This is a genomic window from Ruminococcus sporogenes (genome assembly GCF_054655175.1).
The window spans coordinates 617,503-641,082 of the sequence record NZ_BAAHOA010000001.1 but is presented as its reverse complement, the minus strand read 5'-3'; the positions used below and the strand labels follow the sequence as shown (position 1 = coordinate 641,082).

At 46.8% G+C, this 23,580-nt stretch carries 23 protein-coding genes and 2 pseudogenes; 16 read left to right on the top strand and 9 right to left on the bottom strand.

The features are described 5' to 3' along the window. Positions 1-13: 13 nt before the first annotated feature. From ACYQ0N_RS03450 to ACYQ0N_RS03435, 4 genes are all read right to left on the bottom strand, one after another. Positions 14-901, bottom strand: a complete 888-nt coding sequence (locus tag ACYQ0N_RS03450; protein ID WP_460161851.1) for a DUF2156 domain-containing protein — start codon at positions 899-901, stop codon at positions 14-16. 170 nt (positions 902-1,071) lie between these two features. Continuing rightward, complete coding sequence (gene thyX, locus ACYQ0N_RS03445) at positions 1,072-1,857, bottom strand: FAD-dependent thymidylate synthase (RefSeq protein ID WP_460161850.1); 786 nt, start codon at positions 1,855-1,857, stop codon at positions 1,072-1,074. 122 nt (positions 1,858-1,979) lie between these two features. Beyond that, the gene (locus tag ACYQ0N_RS03440) at positions 1,980-2,288 is read right to left on the bottom strand and encodes a DUF2752 domain-containing protein (RefSeq protein ID WP_460162166.1); all 309 of its coding nucleotides are present in this window, start codon (positions 2,286-2,288) and stop codon (positions 1,980-1,982) included. 97 nt (positions 2,289-2,385) lie between these two features. Next, on the bottom strand, positions 2,386-2,661 hold the full coding sequence (locus tag ACYQ0N_RS03435; RefSeq protein WP_177532602.1) for a DUF4190 domain-containing protein: 276 nt from the start codon (positions 2,659-2,661) through the stop codon (positions 2,386-2,388). 415 nt (positions 2,662-3,076) lie between these two features. Here ACYQ0N_RS03435 and ACYQ0N_RS03430 point away from each other — a divergent pair, with 415 nt between their 5' ends. Continuing rightward, complete coding sequence (locus ACYQ0N_RS03430) at positions 3,077-3,289, top strand: helix-turn-helix domain-containing protein (protein ID WP_177532601.1); 213 nt, start codon at positions 3,077-3,079, stop codon at positions 3,287-3,289. A gap of 39 nt (positions 3,290-3,328) precedes the next feature. Here ACYQ0N_RS03430 and rpsR read toward each other — a convergent pair whose 3' ends face one another. The 5 genes from rpsR to ACYQ0N_RS03405 all read right to left on the bottom strand — a co-directional run bounded on the left by rpsR (position 3,329) and on the right by ACYQ0N_RS03405 (position 6,350). Beyond that, complete coding sequence (gene rpsR, locus ACYQ0N_RS03425) at positions 3,329-3,571, bottom strand: 30S ribosomal protein S18 (protein WP_177532600.1); 243 nt, start codon at positions 3,569-3,571, stop codon at positions 3,329-3,331. A gap of 29 nt (positions 3,572-3,600) precedes the next feature. Further along, positions 3,601-4,083: a single-stranded DNA-binding protein gene (locus tag ACYQ0N_RS03420; protein ID WP_177532599.1), complete on the bottom strand. Its 483-nt coding sequence runs from the start codon at positions 4,081-4,083 to the stop codon at positions 3,601-3,603. A gap of 30 nt (positions 4,084-4,113) precedes the next feature. Then, the gene (gene rpsF / locus ACYQ0N_RS03415; protein WP_177532598.1) at positions 4,114-4,404 is read right to left on the bottom strand and encodes a 30S ribosomal protein S6; all 291 of its coding nucleotides are present in this window, start codon (positions 4,402-4,404) and stop codon (positions 4,114-4,116) included. A gap of 92 nt (positions 4,405-4,496) precedes the next feature. Further along, the gene (locus tag ACYQ0N_RS03410; RefSeq protein WP_177532597.1) at positions 4,497-5,378 is read right to left on the bottom strand and encodes a UTP--glucose-1-phosphate uridylyltransferase; all 882 of its coding nucleotides are present in this window, start codon (positions 5,376-5,378) and stop codon (positions 4,497-4,499) included. Between the two features lie 12 nt (positions 5,379-5,390). Next, positions 5,391-6,350, bottom strand: coding sequence for an RING finger protein (locus ACYQ0N_RS03405; protein ID WP_177532596.1), 960 nt, complete (start codon positions 6,348-6,350; stop codon positions 5,391-5,393). Positions 6,351-6,646: 296 nt separating this feature from the next. Between ACYQ0N_RS03405 and prfB the strand changes: the two genes are divergently transcribed. From prfB to ACYQ0N_RS03330, 15 genes and pseudogenes are all read left to right on the top strand, one after another. Next, the gene (prfB, locus tag ACYQ0N_RS03400; protein ID WP_177532595.1) at positions 6,647-7,765 is read left to right on the top strand and encodes a peptide chain release factor 2; all 1,119 of its coding nucleotides are present in this window, start codon (positions 6,647-6,649) and stop codon (positions 7,763-7,765) included. Between the two features lie 350 nt (positions 7,766-8,115). Continuing rightward, complete coding sequence (locus tag ACYQ0N_RS03395) at positions 8,116-9,024, top strand: DUF6017 domain-containing protein (RefSeq protein WP_460161849.1); 909 nt, start codon at positions 8,116-8,118, stop codon at positions 9,022-9,024. Positions 9,025-9,062: 38 nt separating this feature from the next. Next, entirely contained in the window at positions 9,063-9,536 is a 474-nt protein-coding gene (locus ACYQ0N_RS03390; protein WP_460161848.1) for a PcfB family protein, read from the top strand. Continuing rightward, the gene (locus ACYQ0N_RS03385) at positions 9,533-11,317 is read left to right on the top strand and encodes a VirD4-like conjugal transfer protein, CD1115 family (RefSeq protein WP_460161847.1); all 1,785 of its coding nucleotides are present in this window, start codon (positions 9,533-9,535) and stop codon (positions 11,315-11,317) included. The genes ACYQ0N_RS03390 and ACYQ0N_RS03385 overlap by 4 nt, the downstream gene beginning before the upstream one ends. Before the next feature lie 64 nt (positions 11,318-11,381). Next, complete coding sequence (locus ACYQ0N_RS03380) at positions 11,382-11,597, top strand: Maff2 family mobile element protein (RefSeq protein ID WP_460161846.1); 216 nt, start codon at positions 11,382-11,384, stop codon at positions 11,595-11,597. An 85-nt stretch (positions 11,598-11,682) separates the two neighbouring features. Next, complete coding sequence (locus ACYQ0N_RS03375) at positions 11,683-12,534, top strand: VirB6/TrbL-like conjugal transfer protein, CD1112 family (protein ID WP_460162165.1); 852 nt, start codon at positions 11,683-11,685, stop codon at positions 12,532-12,534. An 11-nt stretch (positions 12,535-12,545) separates the two neighbouring features. Next, the gene (locus tag ACYQ0N_RS03370) at positions 12,546-12,938 is read left to right on the top strand and encodes a PrgI family protein (protein WP_006774460.1); all 393 of its coding nucleotides are present in this window, start codon (positions 12,546-12,548) and stop codon (positions 12,936-12,938) included. Further along, positions 12,898-15,089: pseudogene (locus ACYQ0N_RS03365) on the top strand (VirB4-like conjugal transfer ATPase, CD1110 family); the annotation flags it as partial. The gene ACYQ0N_RS03370 and the pseudogene ACYQ0N_RS03365, both read left to right, overlap by 41 nt. A 167-nt stretch (positions 15,090-15,256) precedes the next feature. After that, positions 15,257-16,624, top strand: a complete 1,368-nt coding sequence (locus ACYQ0N_RS03360) for a C40 family peptidase (RefSeq protein ID WP_460162164.1) — start codon at positions 15,257-15,259, stop codon at positions 16,622-16,624. Between the two features lie 21 nt (positions 16,625-16,645). Beyond that, positions 16,646-16,912, top strand: a complete 267-nt coding sequence (locus ACYQ0N_RS03355; RefSeq protein WP_460161845.1) for a DUF4315 family protein — start codon at positions 16,646-16,648, stop codon at positions 16,910-16,912. Beyond that, the gene (locus tag ACYQ0N_RS03350) at positions 16,902-17,633 is read left to right on the top strand and encodes a DUF4366 domain-containing protein (protein WP_460161844.1); all 732 of its coding nucleotides are present in this window, start codon (positions 16,902-16,904) and stop codon (positions 17,631-17,633) included. Before ACYQ0N_RS03355 ends, ACYQ0N_RS03350 begins: the two co-directional genes overlap by 11 nt. After that, the gene (locus ACYQ0N_RS03345; RefSeq protein WP_460161843.1) at positions 17,630-19,543 is read left to right on the top strand and encodes a type IA DNA topoisomerase; all 1,914 of its coding nucleotides are present in this window, start codon (positions 17,630-17,632) and stop codon (positions 19,541-19,543) included. The genes ACYQ0N_RS03350 and ACYQ0N_RS03345 overlap by 4 nt, the downstream gene beginning before the upstream one ends. Next, positions 19,540-19,908 (top strand): cysteine-rich VLP domain-containing protein, encoded by a 369-nt coding sequence (locus tag ACYQ0N_RS03340; protein ID WP_007709568.1) that lies wholly within the window; start codon positions 19,540-19,542, stop codon positions 19,906-19,908. Before ACYQ0N_RS03345 ends, ACYQ0N_RS03340 begins: the two co-directional genes overlap by 4 nt. A 125-nt stretch (positions 19,909-20,033) precedes the next feature. Beyond that, positions 20,034-23,318, top strand: a pseudogene (locus tag ACYQ0N_RS03335) (YodL domain-containing protein). A 4-nt stretch (positions 23,319-23,322) separates the two neighbouring features. Beyond that, complete coding sequence (locus tag ACYQ0N_RS03330) at positions 23,323-23,532, top strand: transposon-transfer assisting family protein (RefSeq protein WP_460161842.1); 210 nt, start codon at positions 23,323-23,325, stop codon at positions 23,530-23,532. Positions 23,533-23,580 lie beyond the last annotated feature (48 nt).

Here is a 23,580-nt window from a genome sequence, read left to right as displayed (position 1 = left end):
CACAATTCCTCCCTTATTTAAATGTCACAGTGTATTTGTCAAGTATAAATACAGGATTATAAGATCTTTTAGCTTTTCTAAGTCCTTCAATTCCCAAGTCTTCCTCACGGTTTATATATTTAAATCCGGACGCGGCATATTCGGCAAATTCACGATTGATCGCAGGGTAGAGCCCCTCTACGGAGGCGTCCGCCTTTTCTATATGAACGCAAAAGGTATTGCTGTTAAGCCGCTCTCCAATCGTGAAAGCTCTGACCTTTCCTTCAACCGTTATAACTCCGCCTTTTAGCTCCAGTTCGTTAAAATAAGTAAAATAGGTATGAATTGCATATTGCTCCGCTATGCTGGATTCATCGTCATAACCGTTTTTACTGTTATAATTTACGGCGCTGAATTCAATGCATTCATCAAAAAAAGCTTCGGTCATAGGATAAAACTTCCAGTCATAGCCGTTTATCTTTGAAAGATGATTACGTTTTTTATGATATTTTTTACCCTTAAGATTAATAAGATCATCAGCCAGATAAATATAATCTCCGCTTCCGTCCGCCAATACGGAATTATAATTATCAGATCCGAATATATCATTGAATATTTTTAATCCGGTTTCTGTTACACCGGTTATCGCAAGCGGCTTGCCGTTTGATAGTGCATATTCTTTCAGTACCGAAAAAAGCTCTTTATAATCTCCTTCCCCGGCCGGAAATGAAATACTGGTATAATTCTCATTTTCAGCTTTTATCAAATAAAAATCCTTATATCTTGAAATCGTTGAATTGCTAAGTCTGCGCCAAGCCATATTATTTGCGAAGCTATATTCGCAGCCCATAAAATCTGATTTTCTGAGTAATTCATTTACCCACTGCCTGTCGCTTATGTCTATCTGCCGAAATTCAAGCATTTAATATCACCTTTATAATTTTCCTTTAAGCCGCATTGACGGTAAAGCTATTTTCTTTATTTTTATTTTAAAACACCAATTTTTCTCTAATATATGTTTTCTCGGTTTGTCAGCTTTATACCATATTTTAATCAATTATAAGACTTTACTTAATTTTCTTACAGAACAAATCATTGTCTTTTACGGTCTATATCTTCTTTTATTTTATTGAACTTTTGTCTTACGTCTCCGGATTTCCCGCAGGTCATCTTACCTTCAGAGCATTGCCCTGCACAGCACGACGGCCCGGCGCAGCTAAATAAAGATGGAGCTGCTTTATAGCAAAGCTTAAACATTTCGTCGGCAAGCGCTCTGATTTCCCACTGCGCTCTATTACAGCATCTTAGCCTGAAAAAATTAATCAGGCTTCTTGCATTCATAGTAACTACCATTTTGGTTTCACATGCATTGGGCAAAACAAATCTGGCATCTTCAATCGCCATTTTTTCAGCCTTTGACCTGGCAGAATTACCGCTGATTCCCGACTTTTCCAGCTCTGCCGAGTATTTTTCAAAAAGCTTGTCCGAAATTTTATTATAAGCCTTATAAGAATTCTCCATGGCTTCCGTATACAGTCTGTTTATTTCTTTGTCCTCAGATATTGCGGGAGGAATTATATAAACAAAATTATCTTTTTTGACATACCGCTGGCTTTGGACTGAAAAGGAGGCGTGCCTATGTCTTGTAATCTGAGCCAGCAGAGCACGTGAAACGCCCTCGATTCCAAAGGTAAAGCTAACATGTTCAATAGGGCTCTCATGCCCCATATCTGACAGCATTTTTACAAACGCCGCAGTTTTATCGTTATCAAGACCTTCCATTATATTTTCACAGCCGGAATCAGAATAGCAAAGCTTTGCCGCGGCCGCAACTATTTTTTCGGGATTTGGAGTATATTCTATCAAAGTAACGTTCAATTACAACATTCCTTACAATTTAAATTATTCTTTATAATTATACCATTTTCGGCTTTAAACGTCAACAGTTATTATAAAACAAAAGAGCGTTCCAATCGGAACGCTCTAAATATTATTATTAATTAAGGATTATATTCTATCGGTTGCAAACATTTTATAAAATTTCGCATGATATAAAAAGAGAATATCAAACCTAAAAAAGTATACCAGAAAAAAACTTTTCTCGGCAGCAATTTAATATTTTTATTAAATGCGGCAAATATAAATTCTAAATAAAGAAAAAATAATATAATTAAAATAATTGCCGGTGCGGGATTATTATGCAGCGATCCGAGTATATCTCCTTTTATCAAAGATAAAACGCTTCTGGTATTTCCGCACGCAGGACATAGAAGTCCGGTTATTTTGTTGAATCGGCATTTTGGAAACATAACCGATAAACAGTTAATTTGTTTTCTAAAGGAAAAAATAAGCTCAGCAGATAACGGAACCATAAAAATTATTAAAATTTTAACAATCCTTTTCACATCACATAAGTCCCAATGATCCCAGAATAGCTCCGCCCATAATAATTGTAACGACTGCAAGTGCAAGTGAAATAATACAAAGAACTAATCCCGCAACAGCCATACCCTTTCCTGCATTCGCTTTTTTCAAGGCTACCGCCGCAAATATAAGGCCTAACAATCCGCAGGGAAACGCTATGTAATAAAAGCAGCAGGAAAATAGTATTGAAACTATACCCAGAATCATAGACGCAATACTTAAGCCTGCGCCTCCGCCGTTTTTATTGATTTCATCCATAATATTCAATCTCCTTAAAGTAATATCAGACTCAAATTGCCAATATGATTTAAAACAATACGGAAAAAAATTTTTTTCGATCAGACTTTAATTCAAAATCCCCCCTTCTATAAATCCTCTTGGTTTATTCACCCCCGTCAATCATGTCTTTGACTATCATCTTTTTAACACATAATAAAACCGCTGATCCGAAAATAATCAGAACTGATAACACTAACAGGATTAAATACGGTCTTTTGTCAAAAAGCAAGCCGCCGCCTATTTGTTTTTTCCGCAGTATTCCATACCGTTTCAATCAATCAACCCCTTTAATCGAGTTTTAGGACAATTTGTCCATATTTGTATTATAGGACATATTGTCCTATTTGTCAAGTCTTTTTTTAAGCTGTCTTATAATTATATCTGAGGTGATAGAATGTTTGTAAGAATCAGAAATCTCCGTGAAGATAACGATAAAACCCAAAAAGAAGTCGCAGAATATCTTTTCTGCGATCAATCACTATATTCAAAATATGAAAGAGGTCAAAGAGATGTCCCCGTTGGAATAATCATAAAACTTGCAAAATTATATAACACCAGCACAGATTATATACTTGGACTTACAGATATTAAAACTCCATACGGATAAACAAAAAAGAGAAGCATAAAAGCTTCTCTCAATTTATTTTTATTCACTTACATACGGCAAAAGCGCAACATATCTTGCTCTTTTAATTGCAACAGTCAACTGACGCTGATGGAATGCGCATGTACCCGTAACTCGTCTTGGCAGAATCTTAGATCTGTCAGTCATGCACTTTCTGAGTCTTGCAATATCCTTGTAATCGATCTCTTCAACTCTGTCGGCACAGAACATACAAACCTTTTTACGCGGTCTTTTTGAACCACGGGAATTTCTTTCTCTTTCCATTACAGAAAACCTCCTTCAGTATAAAGATATTAAAACGGAACTTCGCCGTCGCTGAGGATTTCTTCAAAATCGCCTAAATCTCCCAATGAAACAGATTCGTTAGCTGGCTGCTGCTGAACCGACTGTTGCTGATTCGGCTGCTGGAAATTACCTCCGCCGATTCCGATGCCGCCGTTTGGCGCGCTTGCAGATTTGCTTTCACCAAACGAAACATTATCTGCCTGAACGTCCATAGAGTAATGCTTAACGCCGTTTTGATCAGTATAATTATTATTTCTAAGACTTCCTTCAACAATTATCATTTTACCCTTAGAAAAATATCTGCTGACAAATTCAGCCGTATTGCGCCACGCCACGACATTTATAAAATCAGTCTGCCTTTCACCGGTTTCCTTAGAAGTATAATTCCTGTTTACCGCTACCGAAAACCTGCATGACGACACGCCGGAAGGCGTTTGTCTCAATTCAGGATCGGCCGTCAGTCTGCCCATCAGAATAACCTTATTAAGCATTTGAAGTCCTCCAATCGGTTGTAATCGTAATTACTTAACTGTTATCATAGAACGTAAAACGCCGTCTGTGATATTCATTACTCTCTCAAGCTCAGCAGGGAAATCCGGCTTGGATTCAAATGTATAGAGAACATAATAGCCCTCTGTTTCATCATTGATCTCATATGCCAGCTTGCGCTTGCCCCATTCGTTTGCCTCTTCAAGAGTCCCGTTGCTTTCGATAAGCGACTTGAACTTCTCTACAAGAGCCTTAACGTTATCTTCGCCGTTCTTGATGCTGAATACAACCATTGCTTCATACTTAGCGGATAATTTTGCCATATTGAAACACCTCCTTCTGGATTTCACCCGTCATAAAATACGGGCAAGGATAACAAATTAATTATATAGTATTAAACAAGCTTTGTCAAGCTTTAATTTAAATTTCCGGCAATTTTTTTCAAATACTCTTTAAATTCATTGCCAATTTCACAATGAGCAAGTCCAACCTCCACCTGTGCTTTAAGAATACCCAGCTTATTTCCCATATCATATCTTGTGCCGGTAAAATCCACCCCTGCAATTCCGGAACGGGCGGCAAGGACCTTCATAGCGTCGGTAAGCTGAAGCTCGTTTCCTGCGCCGTATGGAATATTTTCAAGTATTTCAAATATTTCCGCCGGAAGAATACATCTTCCCAATATCGAAAACAATGAAAACTCCTCTCCCGGTTTCGGCTTTTCAATCATATCCGTTATTTTATAATAATTGTCCTTTATAGGCTCAAGCTTCATTGAGCTGTATTTGCATACGTCCTGCTTAGAAACCTCCTTTATTCCAACTGCTCCGCACATTCCCGTTTCTTCATAGGCCCTGATGAGCTGACCTATGCAGGGATCGTCTCCGATGATTACATCGTCTCCATATAATACTGCAAAGGGCTCGCCGTTTACAAACTTCTTAGCCTGCAAAACGGCATGTCCCAGTCCTTTCTGCTCCTGCTGCCTTATATACGTTATATTGGCAAGCTGAGCCGCTCCCACAACCTGTTCGAGCATGTCCCTTTTAGCGTCTCCTCCGGCCTTCAGCTTACTTTCAAGCTCAGGATTTCTGTCAAAATGATCCTCCATTTCGGATTTTCCCCTGCTTGTGATTATCATTATATCCTCAATACCGCTTTTTGCCGCTTCTTCAACAATATACTGTATTGCCGGTTTATCAACAATAGGAAACATTTCTTTTGGTATTGCCTTTGTTGCCGGAAGCACTCTTGTCCCAAGACCGGCCGCCGGTATTATTGCCTTTTTTATTTCCATATTTTCCTCCGATTATTGTGTAAATAATAATATAATTGCACCAACTATAAAGGTCTGCACTGCCAATGATATAAATACGGACGCCATGCTTGTGCCGCCGGATTCCAGAAAATTCTCATTAACCCGAGACTCTCCGGCAAGCTTTTTTTGTTTTAGCTTCTTTATTACATGCCTGTAATAAATCCAATTAGAAAACATCAGCATAAGCGCCTGAAATCCGAAATTCAGCAGATTAGCGGTATTATAAACAACTGCAAAGCTAGTTGATTCTATATTAATGCCTTCAAGAAAACCGCCTGTCATGCCTGCATTGACCATCAAATAAATAAAATAAGGCACACTGAATAATGTTGTCAGCAATATCGAAATTATTGCCCACAGCCATACCTTTCTATTTGCAAAATAAAACTGCGGAAAGAAAAAAGAAACTATATTTATAGATATTTTTTGTCCCGTGTCCTTTATTCTCTTAAAAAACGGCAGATAATACATTTGATTTTTACCGACAAAATCAGCTACGTCCTTAAGCTTGACTGATTCAAATTCTTCCTCCGGATCCATGCCGCAGCATTTATCATTAGGATCGAATGCAAAGCCGCCGCCGTAAGGTCCGTTAGCGCCGGACTGCTGCCCGAACGGTCCTCCGGAAGCGTTTTCCCCTCCGGAAGATCCCATCTGCTTATTAAGGCTTTCAACTAAAGGGGCGCCGCAATGCTCACATATTATAGAATGCGGCTTATTTACCGTTTCACAATAAGGGCATTTTTTATATCCGGTTTTACTCCTTTCAGACTCTGTTTCTTCTCTCCAGCTTTCACCGGATTCATGGAGCTTTTCATTTACGCATTTGCCGTTTTTTATAAAGCATTCTCTATGGTACGGCGTACCGCAGTCAGGACAAACGACAATATCGTCGTTTTCTTTGAATTCCTGTCCGCACATAATACATTTTGAGCCCAGATAATTTGACATTTCACCCTCCTGCCAATTTGATTCGACTTTATAGTATATTATTATATCACATTTTTTATGATTTTCAAATACTTTCACAAAATTTTCTTAAAAAATTTGCAGTTTCTGAAATTTTGTAGTATAATAAAAAAGTATAAATTTACAAGGACGATTTATTTAATCATCTTTTAATATTAGCTTAAATAAGAATTATAGCCTTTTTTGCAGAGGAAAGCTGTTATATTTAATATCTATATCGGCGTGTCTTAAAAAAAAATACATAATAATGCCGGAACTGCGGCAGATTGGAGATTTATATGATTTTACTGGACGAATTAAAATCTGAGCTTAATTCATACCTTCCTCAGATAAAAGAGCTTGCGGACGTTCTCAATATTGAGAATTCAAAAACCGAACTTGAAGAGCTTAGAAACAAAGCGGCCGAGCCGGGATTCTGGGATAATCTTGAAAATTCACAAATGGTTCTGCAAAAAACAAAAACCATCGAAAATAAAATAGCAAGCCTGGAATCGCTGTCATCTCAGCTTGACGATCTTATAGCGCTTACCGAGCTGTGTATCGAAGAAGGAGACGAGGACACCGCAAAGGAAATAACCGAGGGACTCGACGATTTTAAAAGAAAGCTTGAAAATGAGAAACTGGCAACGCTGCTTACAGGAGAATACGACAATTCAAACGCAATATTAACCTTTCATGCAGGCGCCGGTGGAACAGAGGCTCAGGATTGGGCCGAAATGCTTTACAGAATGTATAACCGCTGGGGTGAAAGCCACGGATTTAAAATCAATTTACTGGATTACCTGGACGGAGACGAGGCCGGTTTAAAAAGCGCTTCTATTCTTATTGAAGGTGAAAACGCATACGGTTATCTGAAATCAGAAGCCGGTGTACATCGCCTTGTCAGGGTTTCGCCTTTTGACTCCTCCGGCAGACGTCATACTTCATTCGCCGCAGTAGAGGTAATGCCGGAAATAGACGACAACATAGAAGTCGATATACGTCCGGAGGATATAAAAATGGACGTTTTCAGAGCAAGCGGCGCCGGCGGACAGCACATAAATAAAACGTCCTCCGCAGTAAGACTTACTCATATACCAACGGGAATTGTAGTATCCTGCCAGACGCAAAGAAGTCAATTTCAGAACAGAGATTTCGCTATGAAAATGCTGCGTTCAAAGCTTATAGAAATCAAAGAAAGAGAACACCTGGACAAAATATCTGATATTAAAGGCGTTCAGAAGGAAATAGCTTGGGGAGCTCAGATACGTTCATATGTCTTTATGCCATATACTATGGTAAAGGATCACAGAACAAATTTCGAAACAGGAAATATCGGAGCCGTTATGGACGGCGATTTAGACGGATTTATAAACGCATATTTAAAATCGCTGTCTCACGGAACACTTGAAAAATAACAATAAAAGCGGACGTTATAAAGCGCGGTGAGATAAGAAAACAAGCAAAAAGCCTTAAATCATCGCGTTTATGGACGGCGGGCAAACAGGTTACAACTGAATAACCGAGCAAAAGGGGCGTTATCAGACCGATAGCGTCCCTTTCTGCATATTGTCATACCGCAGCTTGAAAAGAGTTGCGGTTTTTTTATGCCCAAAAACAGACGGTAACGTGGAACGTTAGGCGCGAAAAAGCCCTTGCAATACAAGGCTTTTCAGACGCAAAAACGGCAAAGGCATACTGCAATACCAAAACCGCCGAAAACGGCTTTCTAATATTCCACGCAGACCGAGAAAGGAAGTGATAAAAAATGGCAGTTTTCCGAGTTGAGAGAAATACGGGCTATACCGTTATGAGCAACCACCACTTGCGCAATAAGGAACTCACCTTAAAGGCAAAAGGATTGCTTTCGCAAATGCTGTCCTTACCCGAAGATTGGGATTATACCCTTGCGGGCTTATCTCACATCAACCGCGAGAAGATCGACGCAATCCGCGAAGCGGTCAAAGAACTTGAAAAAGCCGGATATATTGTCCGCAGCCGGGAACGCGACGAAAAAGGACGTTTGCGCGGTGCGGATTATGTCATATATGAGCAGCCGCAGCCGCCTACATCGGATTTACCTACATTGGAAAATCCAACATTGGATAATCCAACGTTGGAAAAACCTACGCAGGAAAAACCTACGTTGGAAAATCCAACGCAATTAAATAAAGATATATCAAGTAAAGAACAATCAATTACTGATTTATCAAGTACCCATTCCATTCCTTTCCATTCCCTAAATCCCTTGCCTTATGAGCAGGACGAAGCGGCTACGCCGCCGGAAAGGAAAAGAACGGAAGCGAAAACAAACAGCGCAATAGAGATTTATCGGGAAATTATCAAAGACAACATCGACTATGACATTCTCATTCAAGACCCCAAAATGGATAAAGACCGTCTGAATGAGATTGTTGACCTCATGCTGGAAACCGTCTGCACAGCGCGGAAGTCAATCCGTATTGCCGGGGACGATTATCCCGCCGAGTTGGTGAAATCAAAGTTTTTGAAGCTGAACAGCAGTCATATTGAGTTTGTTTTGGACTGCATGAGAGAGAACACAACCAAAGTGCGCAATATCAAGCAGTATCTAAAAGCGGTGCTGTTCAATGCACCGAGTACCATTGACAGCTACCATACCGCCCTTGTCAATCACGATCTTTACGGCAGCGAATGAGCATAGCCGCAGTTTACCGGGAAAGGAGTTGAGATACCTTGCAGGAGGAAGTAACCCAAAAAACGATTGCCCTGTATGTCAAAGTGGGAAAAGGCGCGGCGAAGCTGACCGAACAGGCGTTGCAGAAAGCAATCAAGAAGTTTTTGGAACAGAAAGGCAAAGCCCCGCATGGGAAACAGACCATGCGGCAGCTTATGAAGCAAAACGCGGGCGTTTCCAACATTGAGATCACCGACAGCAATATCAAAGCCTTTGAGAGTACGGCGAAAAAGTACAACATAGATTTTTCGCTGAAAAAGGTTAAGGGCGAACAGACCCGTTACCTTGTGTTTTTCAAAGGCCGGGACGCAGACGTTATGACCGCCGCTTTTCAAGAGTTTTCCGCAAAGAAGCTGAACAGGGACAAAAAGCCCTCTATCCGCAAAGCCCTTGCAGCGGCAAAGGACAAGGCGAAGCAGCTTAACGCCGCCCGCGACAAGGTAAAGAAAATGGACAGGGGGCGCGAGATATGAAGCAGCTAAACTATAAAAAGCTGATACTTCCGAATATTCCCTATGTGTTCTTTGTCTATCTCTTTGATAAAGTGGGACAGGCGGTGCGGCTTGCCCCCGGCGCAGATGTTTCCGCAAAGATACTGAACATCATGCAGGGATTTTCCGCAGCCTTTGAAAACGCCTTGCCGAGCGTCCACCCGCTGGATTTGCTTGTGGGTATCGTCGGCGCGGTGGTTATCCGTCTGATTGTCTATGTCAAAGGGAAAAACGCGAAGAAATACCGCAAGGGCGCGGAGTACGGCAGCGCACGTTGGGGCGGTACAGCCGATATTCAGCCCTACATAGACCCCGATTTTTCCAACAACATCATTTTGACGCAGACGGAACGGCTTACCATGAACAGCCGCCCGAAGCAGCCGAAGTACGCAAGAAATAAAAACGTCGTCGTGATCGGCGGCAGCGGCAGCGGAAAGACAAGGTTTTTCGTCAAGCCTAATTTAATGCAGCTTCATTCCTCTTACGTCTTGACAGACCCGAAAGGTACGGTTTTGATCGAGTGCGGGAAGCTGCTGCAACGGGCGGGCTACCGCATTAAGGTACTGAACACAATCAATTTTCGGAAAAGTATGCACTACAACCCTTTTGTGTATCTCCACAGCGAAAAGGATATTTTGAAGCTGGTAAACACGCTGATTGCGAATACCAAAGGCGAGGGAGAAAAAAGCGCGGAGGATTTTTGGGTAAAGGCAGAACGCCTTTTGTATTGTGCGCTGGTGGGCTACATCTGGTACGAAGCCCCGGCAGAGGAAATGAACTTTATCACGCTGCTTGAACTTATCAACGCAAGCGAAGCCCGCGAGGACGACGAGGAATATCAAAGCCCCGTCGATCTGCTCTTTGCCGATTTGGAGGAACGCGACCCCGACCATTTTGCGGTGAAGCAATACCGCAAGTACAAATTGGCGGCGGGCAAGACCGCAAAATCAATCCTCATTTCATGCGGTGCGCGGCTTGCCCCCTTTGATATAAAGGAACTCCGCGATCTCATGTCCTATGACGAATTGGAACTTGATACGTTGGGCGACAGGAAAACCGCCCTGTTCCTCATTATGAGCGATACGGACAGCACCTTTAATTTTGTGATCGCTATGCTGCAATCGCAGCTTTTCAACTTGCTTTGCGATAAGGCCGACGACGAATACGGCGGCAAGCTGCCCGTCCATGTGCGGTGTCTGCTGGACGAGTTCGCAAACATCGGGCAAATCCCGCAGTTTGAAAAGCTGATTGCCACAATCCGCAGCCGGGAAATCTCGGCTTCTATCATTCTGCAATCGCAGAGCCAGCTAAAAGCCATTTACAAGGACGCGGCAGAGATTATCCTTGATAACGCCGACAGCACCTTGTTTTTGGGAGGGCGCGGGAAAAATGCAAAGGATATTTCGGAAAACTTGGGACGGGAAACAATCGACAGTTTCAACACTTCCGAAAATCGCGGCACGCAGGTTTCTCATGGCCTCAATTATCAAAAATTGGGAAAGGAGTTGATGACACAGGACGAGATCGCAGTTATGGACGGAGGAAAATGTATTTTGCAGTTGCGCGGTGTGCGCCCCTTTTTCAGCGACAAATACGATATAACGCGGCACCCGAACTACAAATACCTTTCCGACTTCGACAAGAAAAACGCTTTTGACGTTGAACGGTATATGTCTACCCGTCCGGCAATCGTAAAGCCCGATGAAGCCTTTGACATATACGAAATAGATTTGTCCGACGAGGACGCAGCCGCCGAGGAATAACGGCGGCATTTTCATTTTCAACAACATTTTTTGAGCCGCACAGCGGCAGAAAGCGAGGTAATGTATGGATTTTTTCAACAGCGCAGTTGACGTTTTGCAGACTTTGGTAATCGCGCTTGGCGCAGGTCTTGGTATTTGGGGCGGCATCAACCTCATGGAAGGTTATGGAAATGACAATCCGGGGGCAAAGTCGCAGGGCATGAAGCAGATTATGGCGGGCGGCGGTGTCGCCCTGATCGGCCTTACCCTTGTACCGCTGCTCTCCGGCCTGTTTGGATAATGCCACAATCTAACACTACCCGCCGCGCTCTCCCGCTTCATGCGGGAGGGCGCGGGAAAGGAGGGATTAGCTATTGATATGGCAGATGATTGAAGATTGGTTTCGCGGCATATTGACAGACGGGATTTTATCTAACCTTTCCGGCCTGTTCGACAGCGTAAACACAGAGGTTGGCAATATCGCTACGGAGGTTGGCACGACCCCCGCCGGGTGGAACGCGGGCATATTCAACATGATACGCAGCCTTTCGGAAAACGTCATTGTACCGATTGCGGGGGTTATCATTACCTTTGTCATGTGCTACGAACTAATCCAGCTTGTCATTGAGAAAAACAATCTGCACGATCTTGACACTTGGATTTTCTTCAAGTGGATTTTCAAGACTTTTGTTGCGGTGCTGCTGGTAACAAACACATGGAATATTGTTATGGGCGTGTTCGACGTAACACAAAGCGTTGTCAACGACAGCGCGGGGGTTATCATATCGGACACAAGCATTGATATTTCAACCGTAATCACCGACATAGAAGCAAAATTGGAAGCTATGAGCGTCGGCGGGCTGCTTGGGCTATGGTTTCAATCCCTTTTTGTTGGCCTTACCATGAAAGCCCTGTCAATCTGCATTATGCTTGTTGTGTATGGGCGCATGATCGAAATATACCTTGTAACAAGCGTTGCCCCTATCCCGATTGCGACAATGGCAAATCGTGAATGGGGCGGCATGGGACAGAACTACTTAAAATCTCTGCTTGCGCTCGGTTTTCAAGCGTTTTTAATTTTAGTGTGCGTCGGCATTTATGCGGTTTTGATACAGACAATCGCCACAACCGACGACATATCCGGCGCGATCTGGGCTTGCATGGGCTATACCGTTCTCTTGTGCTTTACGCTTTTCAAAACGGGGAGCCTTGCAAAGTCGGTATTTAGCGCACATTAAGGAGGTGGAACATGGCGTATGTAACCGTCCCAAAGGACTTAACAAAAATCAAAAGCAAGGTAATGTTCAACCTTACCAAACGACAGCTAATTTGTTTCAGCGCGGCGGTAGCAATCGGACTGCCGCTATTCTTTTTGGTAAAAGGCAGCGTTGGAACGAGCGCAGCGGCATTGTGCATGGTGCTTGCCATGCTGCCTATGTTTTTGCTTGCTATGTACGAGAAAAACGGGCAACCGCTGGAAGTGATTATTCGGCAATTTGTGGAAGTGAAGTTTCTTCGCCCCAAAGAGCGACCTTATCAGACCAACAATTTTTATGCCGCCCTTGCGCGGCAAGAGCAATTAGATAAGGAGGTACGGGCGATTGTCAAAGGAAAAGAAAAACACCCAAAACGAAAAGCGTAAACTTTCCCGACAGGAAAGAAAACAGATAGATACCCTTATCCGACAGGCAAAGGGCGACGGGAAGCCCCATACGGCGCAGGACAGCATACCGTTTGAGCGAATGTATAAGGACGGGATTTGCCGCCTTGCAAACGGGCGGTATTCAAAGTGCATTGAGTTTGAAGATATTAACTATCAGCTTGCGCAGCCGGACGATAAAACCGCCATTTTTGAAGCCCTTTGCGATATGTATAACTCTTTCGACGCTTCAATCAGCGTGCAACTGTCCCTTATCAGCCGCTATGCAAACAAGGAGGATTGGGGAAACAGTATCACGATTGCGCCGCAGAACGACGACTTTGACAGTATTCGGGCAGAATACACCGAAATGCTACGGGCGCAGTTGGAGCGCGGCAACAACGGGCTTATCAAGACAAAGTTTCTCACCTTTACGGTGGAAGCAAAGGACATTAAAACGGCGCGGGCGCGGCTTGCCCGGATTGAAACGGACACCCTCAACCATTTTAAGGTGATCGGCGCGGCGGCGCGGACGCTGGACGGGAAACAGCGGCTTGCGCTGCTGCACGGCCTGTTCCACCCGGACGGAGAACGCTTCCATTTTGAATGGGAGTGGCTACCCGCAAGCGGCCTGTCTGTCAAGGATTTTATCGCCCCGTCCTCTTTCCGGTTTGGCGACGGGCGAATGTTTCAAATGGGCGGCAAGTTTGGCGCGGTTTCCTTTTTGCAGATTGTCGCGCCGGAACTCTCCGACCGTATGCTTGCCGACTTCATGGACGCGGAAAACGGGATTATCGTCAATCTGCACATTCAGAGTATCGACCACAACGAAGCAATCAAGACGATTAAGCGCAAGATTACCGACCTTGACCGCATGAAGATTGAAGAACAAAAGAAAGCAATCCGTAGCGGTTATGACATGGATATTATTCCGTCCGACCTTGCCACCTACGGCGGGGAAGCAAAAAACCTACTCCGCGATTTGCAGAGCCGCAACGAAAGAATGTTTCTGCTTACGCTGCTTGTCTTAAACCTTGCAGATACCAAGCAGAAATTGGATAACGAAGTATTTGGGGCGGCAGCAATCGCACAGAAATACAACTGCATTTTAACCCGTCTTGACTACCGGCAGGAACAGTGGCTTATGTCCTCTATCCCGTTGGGGGATAACCTTATCCATATCCAGCGCGCTTGACGACCAGCAGCACCGCCGTTTTCGTTCCCTTTACGGTGCAAGAGCTGTTCCAAAGCGGCGAAGCATTGTATTATGGCTTAAATGCCCTTTCCAACAACATGATTTTGTGCGACCGAAAGAAGCTGAAAAATCCCAACGGCTTGATACTCGGCACACCGGGCAGCGGCAAAAGTTTTTCTGCAAAACGTGAAATCACAAACGCTTTTCTCATTACGGCAGATGATATTATCATTTGCGACCCCGAAGCCGAATATTACCCCCTTGTCGGACGTTTGAAAGGACAGGTTATCAAGGTATCGCAGAACAGCACGCAGTACATTAACCCTATGGATATTAACCTCAATTACAGCGAGGGCGACACGCCCATAGCCTTAAAGAGCGATTTTATCCTTTCCTTTTGTGAGTTGATTATGGGAGGTAAAAACGGGCTGGAAGCTGTCGAAAAGACCTTGATTGACCGCGCTGTTATCAGCGTGTACCGCAACTACCTTGCCGACCCGAAGCCGGAGAATATGCCGATTTTGGGCGATCTCTACGACGAGATCAAGAAGCAGCCGGAAAAGGAAGCGCAGCGTATCGCGGCGGCATTGGAACTCTATGTAAACGGCAGCTTGAACATTTTTAACCACAGGACAAACGTTGACATTCATAACCGCCTTGTCTGTTTCGATATTAAGGAACTCGGAACGCAGCTTAAAAAACTTGGTATGCTCATTGTGCAAGATCAGGTTTGGAACAGAGTTACCATAAACCGCAGCGAGGGCAAGGCGACGCGGTATTACATCGACGAGTTTCATTTGCTCTTGAAAGAGGAACAGACCGCCGCCTATTCCGTCGAGATTTGGAAGCGTTTTAGGAAGTGGGGCGGTATTCCGACAGGTATCACGCAGAATATCAAAGACCTTTTGACGAGCAGAGAAGTTTCAAATGTTTTTGAAAACAGCGATTTTGTCTATATGAAAAGACGGATAAGCCCCCAAACGGCAAATTGCGTCATAACCCGTTATCCCGTCCGGCGCAGGAATTGGACGCCGCCGTACATGGAAAAATCTATGAGGTGGAGAAAGAAAACGTCGGTGTGGAAAGCGGACACAGGATAGAACTTGTGGGCGAGAAAGCGGGCGGCATGACGACGCGGGCAGTAAAACGCGGCATACGCAGCCATAAGCTGAAACCCTACCGGGCAGCGGCAGCAGCCGAGAAAAAGGCAGCAAAGGCAAACGCCGATTTCCTCTATCAAAAGGCGCTGCATGATAACCCCGCCCTTGCGCACTCCAACCCGATTTCCCGTTTTTGGCAAAAGCAGCGCATTAAAAAGCAGTATGCAAAGGCGTTGAAAACAGGCGGCAAGGTGAAAAAGACCGCCGAAGCCACCGCAAAGGCGGCAAAGAAAACGGCGCAGGAAACCAAACGGGCGACGTTCTTTGTCGTCCGACATTGGAAAGGCTGTTTGATTGTGGGCGGGATTGCCTTTATTGTGCTTCTGTTTTTCGGCGGCTTGTCCTCTTGTTCCCTGTTCGGCGGCAACAGCGGCAGCGGCTTGATTGCGTCGTCCTATCTCTCCGAGGACGCGGATATTACAGGCGCAGAAAGCGCGTATGTCGCTATGGAAGCCGAGTTACAGGATATGCTGGATAATATCGAAAGCGAATACCCCGGCTATGACGAATACCGGGTAACGGCTGACGAGATCGAGCATGACCCGTATGTGCTAATCTCTATCCTCTCCGCTTGGCATGAGGGCGTGTTTACTCTCGATGAAGCGCAAAGCACCCTTGAAATGCTCTTTGATAAACAGTATATCTTGACGGTTACGGAGGAAGTCGAGGTGCGCTACCGCACCGAAACGCGGACGGACAGCGAGGGCAACGAATACGACGTTGAAGTACCCTATAACTATTACATTCTCAATGTGGATTTGGAAAACTTCAACCTCTCCCATGTTCCCGTTTACATTATGGGCGAGGAACGGCTATCCATGTACGCTATGTATATGTCGTCGCTTGGAAACAGACCCGATCTTTTCCCACAATCCGGCTATATCTCAAAATACTATGAAAACCCGCCAGCGGATTATGAAATCCCGCCCGCCTATTTGGAAGATGAACAGTTTGCGCGGCTCATTGAGGAAGCGGAAAAGTATGTCGGTTTTCCCTATGTGTGGGGCGGCAGCAGCCCGGAAACCTCTTTTGATTGCAGCGGTTTTGTTAGCTATGTGCTGACGAACAGCGGCTTATACAATACGGGCAGACTTGGGGCGCAGGGGCTTTACAACATTTCAACCCGCGTTTCCAACCCGCAGCCGGAGGATTTGGTTTTCTTTACGGGTACATACGACACGCCGGGGGTATCTCATGTGGGTATCTACGTTGGCGAGGACGGGGACGGAAGCCCCGTCATGCTGCATTGTGACGACCCGATACAATACGCAAAACTTGATACAAGCTATTGGCAATCCCATTTTTACGCCTATGGGCGGCTACATTACAACTGACTTTGAAAGGAGTTTATTTCTATGGCAAACACGAAACTTGACCGTATCGAAAGGGATATTGAGAAAACGAGGGCGAAAATCCTTGAATACCAAAAAAGGCTGAAAGACCTTGAAGCGCAGAAAATCGAGGAAGAAAACGCGCAGATCGTTCAAATGGTGAAAGCGGTACACCTTGACGGGGCGCAGCTTGCCGCGTTCCTCTCCGCTTACGCCAGCGGCGAAATCACCTTGCCGCAGCCGGACGCAGACTATACCGACGAACAGGAGGAAACCGAAGATGAAGCATAAAAAACTGTTCCGCAGCGTTACCGCTTTGCTTGCCGCCCTTGTACTCATGGGCGGCTTTTCTGTTACCGCTTTTGCGGGCGGCGGTGATGTGAGCGACGAGCCGCCTACCCCCGTAACCGAAACCGAGCCGGAAGAAACGACAGGCGGCTATGAGCCGCAGCCCTTAACGCCGGAGGGCAACATGAGCCTTGTGGACGACATAACGGGCGAAGCGTCCGGCGATAAGCAGTTTGTTACCGTCGTTACGAAAAACGGAAACTATTTTTACATCATCATTGACCGAGCCGAGGACGGAGAAAACACCGTCCATTTCCTCAATCAAGTTGATGAAAAAGACCTTTTGCAGCTTATGGAGGACGAACAGACCGAAACCCCCGCTTGTAGCTGTACTGAAAAATGCGTTGCCGGAAGCGTCAACACCGATTGCCCCGTTTGCAGCGTCAACATGAGCGAGTGCGCGGGCAAGGAAGCCGAGCCGGAGCCGGAAGAAACCGAGCAGCCGGAGCCGGAGGAAGATAAAGGCGGCGGCATGGGCGGTGCTATTCTGCTTGTCGTGCTGCTTCTTGCCGCAGTGGGCGGCGGCGCGTTCTATTACTTTAAGATTATGAAGCCCAAAAAGGACGCGGCAAAAGGCAGCAGCAACCTTGACGATCTCGACTTTGACGAGGACGACGAGGACGAGGAAGAATTAGAAACCGAGCAGGAGGACGAGGAAGTATGAAACTTGTAATTGCAGAGAAACCGAGCGTCGGGGCGGCGATTGCCGCCGTACTTGGCGCGAATGAAAAGCGCAGCGGATATTTTGAGGGCGGCGGCTACCTTGTGTCCTGGTGTATCGGGCATTTGATTAGCCTTGCGGACGCGGCGACCTACAACGAGCAGTACCGAAAATGGAAGTATGACGATCTCCCCATTGTCCCGCAGGATTGGCAGTTTACCGTTGCCAGCGGCAAGGAGCAGCAGTTTTCCGTACTCAAAGACCTTATGCACCGCAGCGACGTTTCCGAAATTGTCAATGCGTGCGACAGCGGGCGCGAGGGAGAACTCATTTTTCGATTTGTCTATGAACAGGCAAATTGCAAAAAGCCCTTTTCCCGCCTTTGGATTAGCAGCATGGAAGAAAGCGCAATCCGCGAGGGCTTTTCAAACCTCAAAGACGGGCGCAGCTATGACGACCTCTATCAATCCGCGCTTTGCAGAGCAAAGGCAGATTGGCTTGTCGGGATTAACGCGACCCGCCTTTTCTCTATCCTCTATCACAAAACGCTGAATGTTGGCAGAGTGCAAACGCCCACCCTTACCATGCTGGTAAACCGCGACTATGCGATCAGCAGCTTTAAGAAAGAAAAATATCATGTTGTCCGTCTGGACGCGGGCGGTGTTTCGGCTTTGTCCGAAAGGCTGAACGACGAAGCGGCAGCGCAGCAGATGAAAGCGGCTTGCGAGGAATCGCAAGCCGTTTGTACTTCCCTCAAAAAAGAGAAAAAGACCGTTGCCCCGCCGAAGCTGTTTGACCTTACCGCGTTGCAGCGCGAAGCTAACCGCCTGTATGGATTTACGGCGAAACAGACCCTTGATTATGCGCAAGCCCTCTATGAAAAGCGGCTTTTGACCTATCCCCGCACCGACAGTAAATATATCACTTCCGATATGCAGGACAGCACAAAGGAACTCATTACCGGGCTTTGTTCGCTGCTTCCCTTTATGCGGTACGTGAAGCTGCAAGCAGACCTTACAAGGGTTTGCGACAACAGCAAAGTAACCGACCACCACGCTATTTTGCCGACAGCCGAGTTTTTGAAAGCGGGCTTTTCTTCCCTTGCCGACAGCGAAATAAAACTTATGACCCTTGTGTGCGCGAAGCTGCTTTGCGCCGCAGCCGCGCCCTATGAATATGAAGCGGTTACAGCGGCTATCTCTTGCGGCGGCTATACCTTTACCGCAAAGGGAAAGACGACGCTTTGCGAGGGGTGGCGTGAGATTGAAAAGCTGTCCCGCGCCGCGTCCGAGGAACAGGACGAGGACGCAGAGCGCAAAGGGTTAGGCACTACCGCAACGCGGGCGGGTATCATTGAAAAACTCATTAGCGCGGGCTTTGCCGAGCGCAAGGGCAAAAAGCTAATCCCCACAAAGGACGGGTATAACCTTGCCGCTATTCTGCCCGAAGTCCTTACGTCCCCGCAGCTTACGGCAGAATGGGAAACCCGCCTTACCGGGATTGCCAAAGGCAGCGACAGCCCGGACGATTTCATGCGCAGCATTGAGGAAATGACAGCGGGGCTTGTCAAAACCTATTCCGCGATTTCCGAAGATAAAGCGAAGCTGTTTACCCCGCAGCGGGAAGCAATCGGCACTTGTCCCCGTTGCGGCGCGGCAGTTTACGAGGGCAAGAAAAACTACTACTGTTCCGACATGGCTTGCAGCTTTGTCATGTGGAAAAATGACTTGTTCTTTCAGCAGCGCAAAAAGACTTTCACAAAGGCGATTGCCGCCGCCCTTTTGAAAGACGGAAAGGTAAAAATCAAGGGTATGTACTCCACCAAAACGGGAAAGACCTTTGACGGGGTTGTGCTGCTTGCCGACACAGGCGGCAAGTATGTAAACTTCCGCGTCGAGCAGAACCGAAAATGATTAGGCTTGATGAAAAGCAGTATCGAGCCGTTAAGAAAATGACCCGCGCCGCGTGCGCCAACAACGATTGCGGGAACTGTCTGCTATTGGACGACGGGGAAACTTGCGTTTGTGTGCAGAGTATCAGCTATTCGCTGTTATGCCGTTATTTCCGCGAAGCGGTTTTACCCGCAGACAGGCAGCTATGCGAACAGATCACCCGCAGCGGGGAAACCGATTTGAAGCGTTGCGCGGTATGCGGCAGCACGTTTGCGGCGGGAAGCAACCGGGCGAAATACTGTCCCGATTGCGCGGCAAAGATACGCCGCAGACAGAAAGCGGAAAGCGAGAGAAACAGGCGTTTACGGATAAGAACAACTACATAGCAAGCACAGCAAACGAGTACCCGTTTGCGAGAAATGCCCGCGCTGCTCTATGGGAAGCGCGGGCATTTTGCTTGTTGGGATAGTCCCAAACCCTTAAAAATCGAGAAAGGACGTGATGAAACAATATGCCGTATTCTTCATACGACCATGACAAATTGGAAACCGCCGAAACCATGCGGATAGAACGCCGGATATATTTTGAAGCAAAGGACGGGGAGATTGCCCCCTATGTTTCTTTGCCGCTGGAACAGCTACACGCCATGCGCGAGGAAAGCGCGGCAGCGGAACAGGCGATTTTTAACGATCTCTCAAGCCGAGCCGCCGCATGGGAGGAACAGGCGGGCAAAACACTTTTGCTTGACAAAGCGATTGAATACACAAGGACAACCGTTGTGCAGCACACTTCTAACGAGTGGCAGAAAGGCGAATATGACCGATATACCCGCAGCAACCGGGTATATCAGATGAACTACCACATTTACGAAAACACCCGTTACGACAGGGAGAAGCAGCAAAGCGTCCCTTACTCTTATTCTCTCACATGGGGCGTTTATACCAACAGCCCGAACAGGAACGGGCAAGCGAAGATTGCCGGACAGGACAGAAAGGTTTTTTCCGACAAGGCGGCTATGGAAAAGTATCTGAATGGACGTATCAAAGCATACGACCGTCTGTTTACGGAAATCTCCCCGCCTATCCCGCAGGAGTACGCCGAGCATTTCAAAGTAAACGGTATGCTTTTACCGGGCTATACCATTGAGGGCGAGGAACCCCCGCAGCAGCAGCCACAGGCGGCAGCTATCCCCGAAACTACCGGGCAGCAAAAGGAGCGTGAACACATGAGCGAACAGTTTTCTATTATGATTGGCAACCGCAGCCGTTTTGAAGCGGGCGACCCCGGCGGTTATTGGCTGGATATGCCCGCCACAAAGGAGCAGCTTCACGAAGCTATGCAGAGCGTCGGCATTACCGCCGACAACCCGCAGGATTTTTCCATTCGCGGCTTTTCCGACGACCCGGAAAAACATATTGCCTTGCCTTATGACATGGTATGCGCCGCCAACGTAGACGAACTCAATTTTCTTTCGGCGCGGATTGAACAGTTAGACCCCGCCGAGATCGGCAAGCTGAACGCAGCTTTGCAACAGAAAAACGGCTTTGAGAACATCGGACAGGTGATCGACTTCACCTACAACGTGGATTTTTACGTCCATATTCCCGAAGTACATACCTACCGCGATTTGGGCGACTACTACTTAAATCAATCCGGCATGGTACAAATGCCCGAAGAATGGAAAGGCGGGATTGACCTTACCGCTTTTGGCAGGAATGCCGCCGAGCAGGAAAAGGGCGCGTTTACCGAATACGGCTATCTCGTCGAAAGCGGCGACGAGTGGGAGCGTCAATTTGAGGGGCGCGAAGTGCCGGAGGAATACCGCATTATGAGTTACCCGCAGCCGGAGCGCGGCGAACAGGATAAAGCCTTTATGGACGCAGCCGAAGCGCAGCAGACAGAAACACCGACCGCCGAGCCGCCGCAGCCCCGCCCCGTCGTGCCGATTATCCTTTCTTCTGAAAAACCCGGCGACAAGGTAAAGGAGATCACCGCCCGTTTGGAACAGGGCATACAAGCAATTTTTGACAGCGACCGCTACAAAGAGTTTTTAACGGCTATGTCAAAGTTTCACGATTACAGCTTGAATAACACTATCCTAATTGCCATGCAGGGCGGCAATTTGGTAAAGGGCTATTCACAATAGCCCATACTTGACAGCGAGGGAAAGACGGTTAAGGAAGAAAAGGAAGTTACCGTTCCCGCCTTTAAGGTTGTAACCGTCTTTGACATTTCGCAGACCGAGGGCAAGGAGTTCCCCGACCTCTCCGTGAAACCGATGCTTGCCGATGTGGAACAGTACGAGGACTTTTTCGCTGCCCTTGAAAAAGCGTCCCCCGTTCCGATTGCTTTTGAGCAGATCACAAACGGCGCAAACGGATATTTCAGTTTGACCGATAAGCGAATTGCTATCAAAGAGGGCGTGAGCGAGTTACAAGCGGTAAAAACTGCCATTCACGAAATCGCCCATGCGAAGCTGCATGACGTGGACTTAAACGCCCCGCTGGAGGAACAAAACCGCGTTGACCGCCGCAGCCGCGAGGTACAGGCTGAAAGCGTTGCCTATACGGTGTGTCAGCATTTCGGGCTTGATACGTCGGATTACTCTTTCGGGTATGTTGCCGGGTGGAGCAGCGGCAAGGAAATGACCGAATTAAAAGCGTCCCTTGAAACGATACAGGCAACCGCAAAGGAACTCATTACCGAGATCGAGGGGCATTTTACCGAATTGCAGCAGCAGCGGCAAGCCGAGCAGGAGCAGGAAGCGAAAACAAAAGAAACCTTGCTTCTCAACGGCAAGGAGGACAGCTACGGGATTTATCAGTTAGCCCGCAGAGAGGAAACTATGGATTTGCGCTTTGAGCCTTTCGACCGTCTGCAAGCAACGGGGCATACCGTTGACCAGGCAAATTATGAACTCGTCTATACCGCACCGCTTACAAAGGATATGACGCTTGGCGGCATTTGGGAAAAGTTTAATATCGACCACCCCGCCGATTTCAAGGGGCATAGCCTTTCCGTTTCCGACATTGTTGTGCTTCATCAGAACGGCGAGAACACCGCCCATTATGTAGACAGCATAGGTTTTCAGCAAGTGCCGGAGTTTTTACAGGAGCAAGCGCAGCAGACCCCCGTATTTGATAAGCTATCTCCCGAACAGCAGCAAGCCCTATCCGATACCGTAAAAGATACGCTGCAACTGCTTGTAGACGCGGACAAGCGGATTTATGGCGACGTTACGGGCAAGACCCTTGAAGCAATCGCGGCGCAAGGGTATTCCTACAAGGACGGGCAGCTTGAAAAGCAGCAGCCGGAAGCGACCCCCGAAAGCCTTATGACGGGCGAAACCGTCAGAACGCCGCGAGGAAACTTTTGCATTACCGACATGAGCCGCGAACAGATCGAAGCGGCGGGCTTTGGTTTTCATCATGCGTCGGAGGACGGGAAGTATCTCATTATGGGAAACGGCACACAGGCATTTGCCATAGCCGCCGAGCAGCCGCAGCGGGATAATCCCTTAAAGCACGTTGAGGACATTGTAGAGCAGAACGACAACAACTTTGACGGGATTATCAATAACACGCCGCAAACGCCCACCGTCGCAGACTTGGAGCAGCGGGCAAAGGCGGGCGAAGCGATCTCCGTTACCGACCTTGCGAAAGCGGTAAAAGCCGAGAAACGGGAGCAGCCGCAAAAGAAACCGTCCATTTTGAAGAAGCTGGACGAGTACAAGAAACAGGCAGCGCAGCAGCCGAAAGACAAGCAGAAAGAGCAGAAAAAGGATTTGGAGGTTTGATAGTATGAATATCCGCTTTACCATTGAGGAAGAAAACATAATTGCGATTTACGCCGAGGACAGCCGGGAAAGGACGATCGATAATATCAACTCTGCCATGCCCTACATGGACGAGGATATGCGCCAGCTTGCCACCGCAGCAGTAAACAAGCTGCAAACCATGACGGACAGCGCATTTTCCGAAACTGTCTTTACTCTTACCGACGACGAATAACCCATAACGAAGCGGGGCGCGGTTGCCGATTGCCGGCACCGCGCCCCG

What these genes read in the sequence shown, in the direction of transcription:
- ACYQ0N_RS03450 (WP_460161851.1), bottom strand. Translation starts at nt 901, where the DNA reads ATGCTTGAATTTCGGCAGATAGACATAAGCGACAGGCAGTGGGTAAAT.
- ACYQ0N_RS03440 (WP_460162166.1), bottom strand. Translation starts at nt 2,288, where the DNA reads ATGTTTCCAAAATGCCGATTCAACAAAATAACCGGACTTCTATGTCCT.
- ACYQ0N_RS03435 (WP_177532602.1), bottom strand. Translation starts at nt 2,661, where the DNA reads ATGGATGAAATCAATAAAAACGGCGGAGGCGCAGGCTTAAGTATTGCG.
- ACYQ0N_RS03430 (WP_177532601.1), top strand. Translation starts at nt 3,077, where the DNA reads ATGTTTGTAAGAATCAGAAATCTCCGTGAAGATAACGATAAAACCCAA.
- rpsR (WP_177532600.1), bottom strand. Translation starts at nt 3,571, where the DNA reads ATGGAAAGAGAAAGAAATTCCCGTGGTTCAAAAAGACCGCGTAAAAAG.
- ACYQ0N_RS03420 (WP_177532599.1), bottom strand. Translation starts at nt 4,083, where the DNA reads ATGCTTAATAAGGTTATTCTGATGGGCAGACTGACGGCCGATCCTGAA.
- rpsF (WP_177532598.1), bottom strand. Translation starts at nt 4,404, where the DNA reads ATGGCAAAATTATCCGCTAAGTATGAAGCAATGGTTGTATTCAGCATC.
- ACYQ0N_RS03410 (WP_177532597.1), bottom strand. Translation starts at nt 5,378, where the DNA reads ATGGAAATAAAAAAGGCAATAATACCGGCGGCCGGTCTTGGGACAAGA.
- ACYQ0N_RS03405 (WP_177532596.1), bottom strand. Translation starts at nt 6,350, where the DNA reads ATGTCAAATTATCTGGGCTCAAAATGTATTATGTGCGGACAGGAATTC.
- prfB (WP_177532595.1), top strand. Translation starts at nt 6,647, where the DNA reads ATGATTTTACTGGACGAATTAAAATCTGAGCTTAATTCATACCTTCCT.
- ACYQ0N_RS03395 (WP_460161849.1), top strand. Translation starts at nt 8,116, where the DNA reads ATGGCAGTTTTCCGAGTTGAGAGAAATACGGGCTATACCGTTATGAGC.
- ACYQ0N_RS03385 (WP_460161847.1), top strand. Translation starts at nt 9,533, where the DNA reads ATGAAGCAGCTAAACTATAAAAAGCTGATACTTCCGAATATTCCCTAT.
- ACYQ0N_RS03380 (WP_460161846.1), top strand. Translation starts at nt 11,382, where the DNA reads ATGGATTTTTTCAACAGCGCAGTTGACGTTTTGCAGACTTTGGTAATC.
- ACYQ0N_RS03375 (WP_460162165.1), top strand. Translation starts at nt 11,683, where the DNA reads ATGATTGAAGATTGGTTTCGCGGCATATTGACAGACGGGATTTTATCT.
- ACYQ0N_RS03370 (WP_006774460.1), top strand. Translation starts at nt 12,546, where the DNA reads ATGGCGTATGTAACCGTCCCAAAGGACTTAACAAAAATCAAAAGCAAG.
- ACYQ0N_RS03360 (WP_460162164.1), top strand. Translation starts at nt 15,257, where the DNA reads ATGACGACGCGGGCAGTAAAACGCGGCATACGCAGCCATAAGCTGAAA.
- ACYQ0N_RS03355 (WP_460161845.1), top strand. Translation starts at nt 16,646, where the DNA reads ATGGCAAACACGAAACTTGACCGTATCGAAAGGGATATTGAGAAAACG.
- ACYQ0N_RS03350 (WP_460161844.1), top strand. Translation starts at nt 16,902, where the DNA reads ATGAAGCATAAAAAACTGTTCCGCAGCGTTACCGCTTTGCTTGCCGCC.
- ACYQ0N_RS03345 (WP_460161843.1), top strand. Translation starts at nt 17,630, where the DNA reads ATGAAACTTGTAATTGCAGAGAAACCGAGCGTCGGGGCGGCGATTGCC.
- ACYQ0N_RS03340 (WP_007709568.1), top strand. Translation starts at nt 19,540, where the DNA reads ATGATTAGGCTTGATGAAAAGCAGTATCGAGCCGTTAAGAAAATGACC.
- ACYQ0N_RS03330 (WP_460161842.1), top strand. Translation starts at nt 23,323, where the DNA reads ATGAATATCCGCTTTACCATTGAGGAAGAAAACATAATTGCGATTTAC.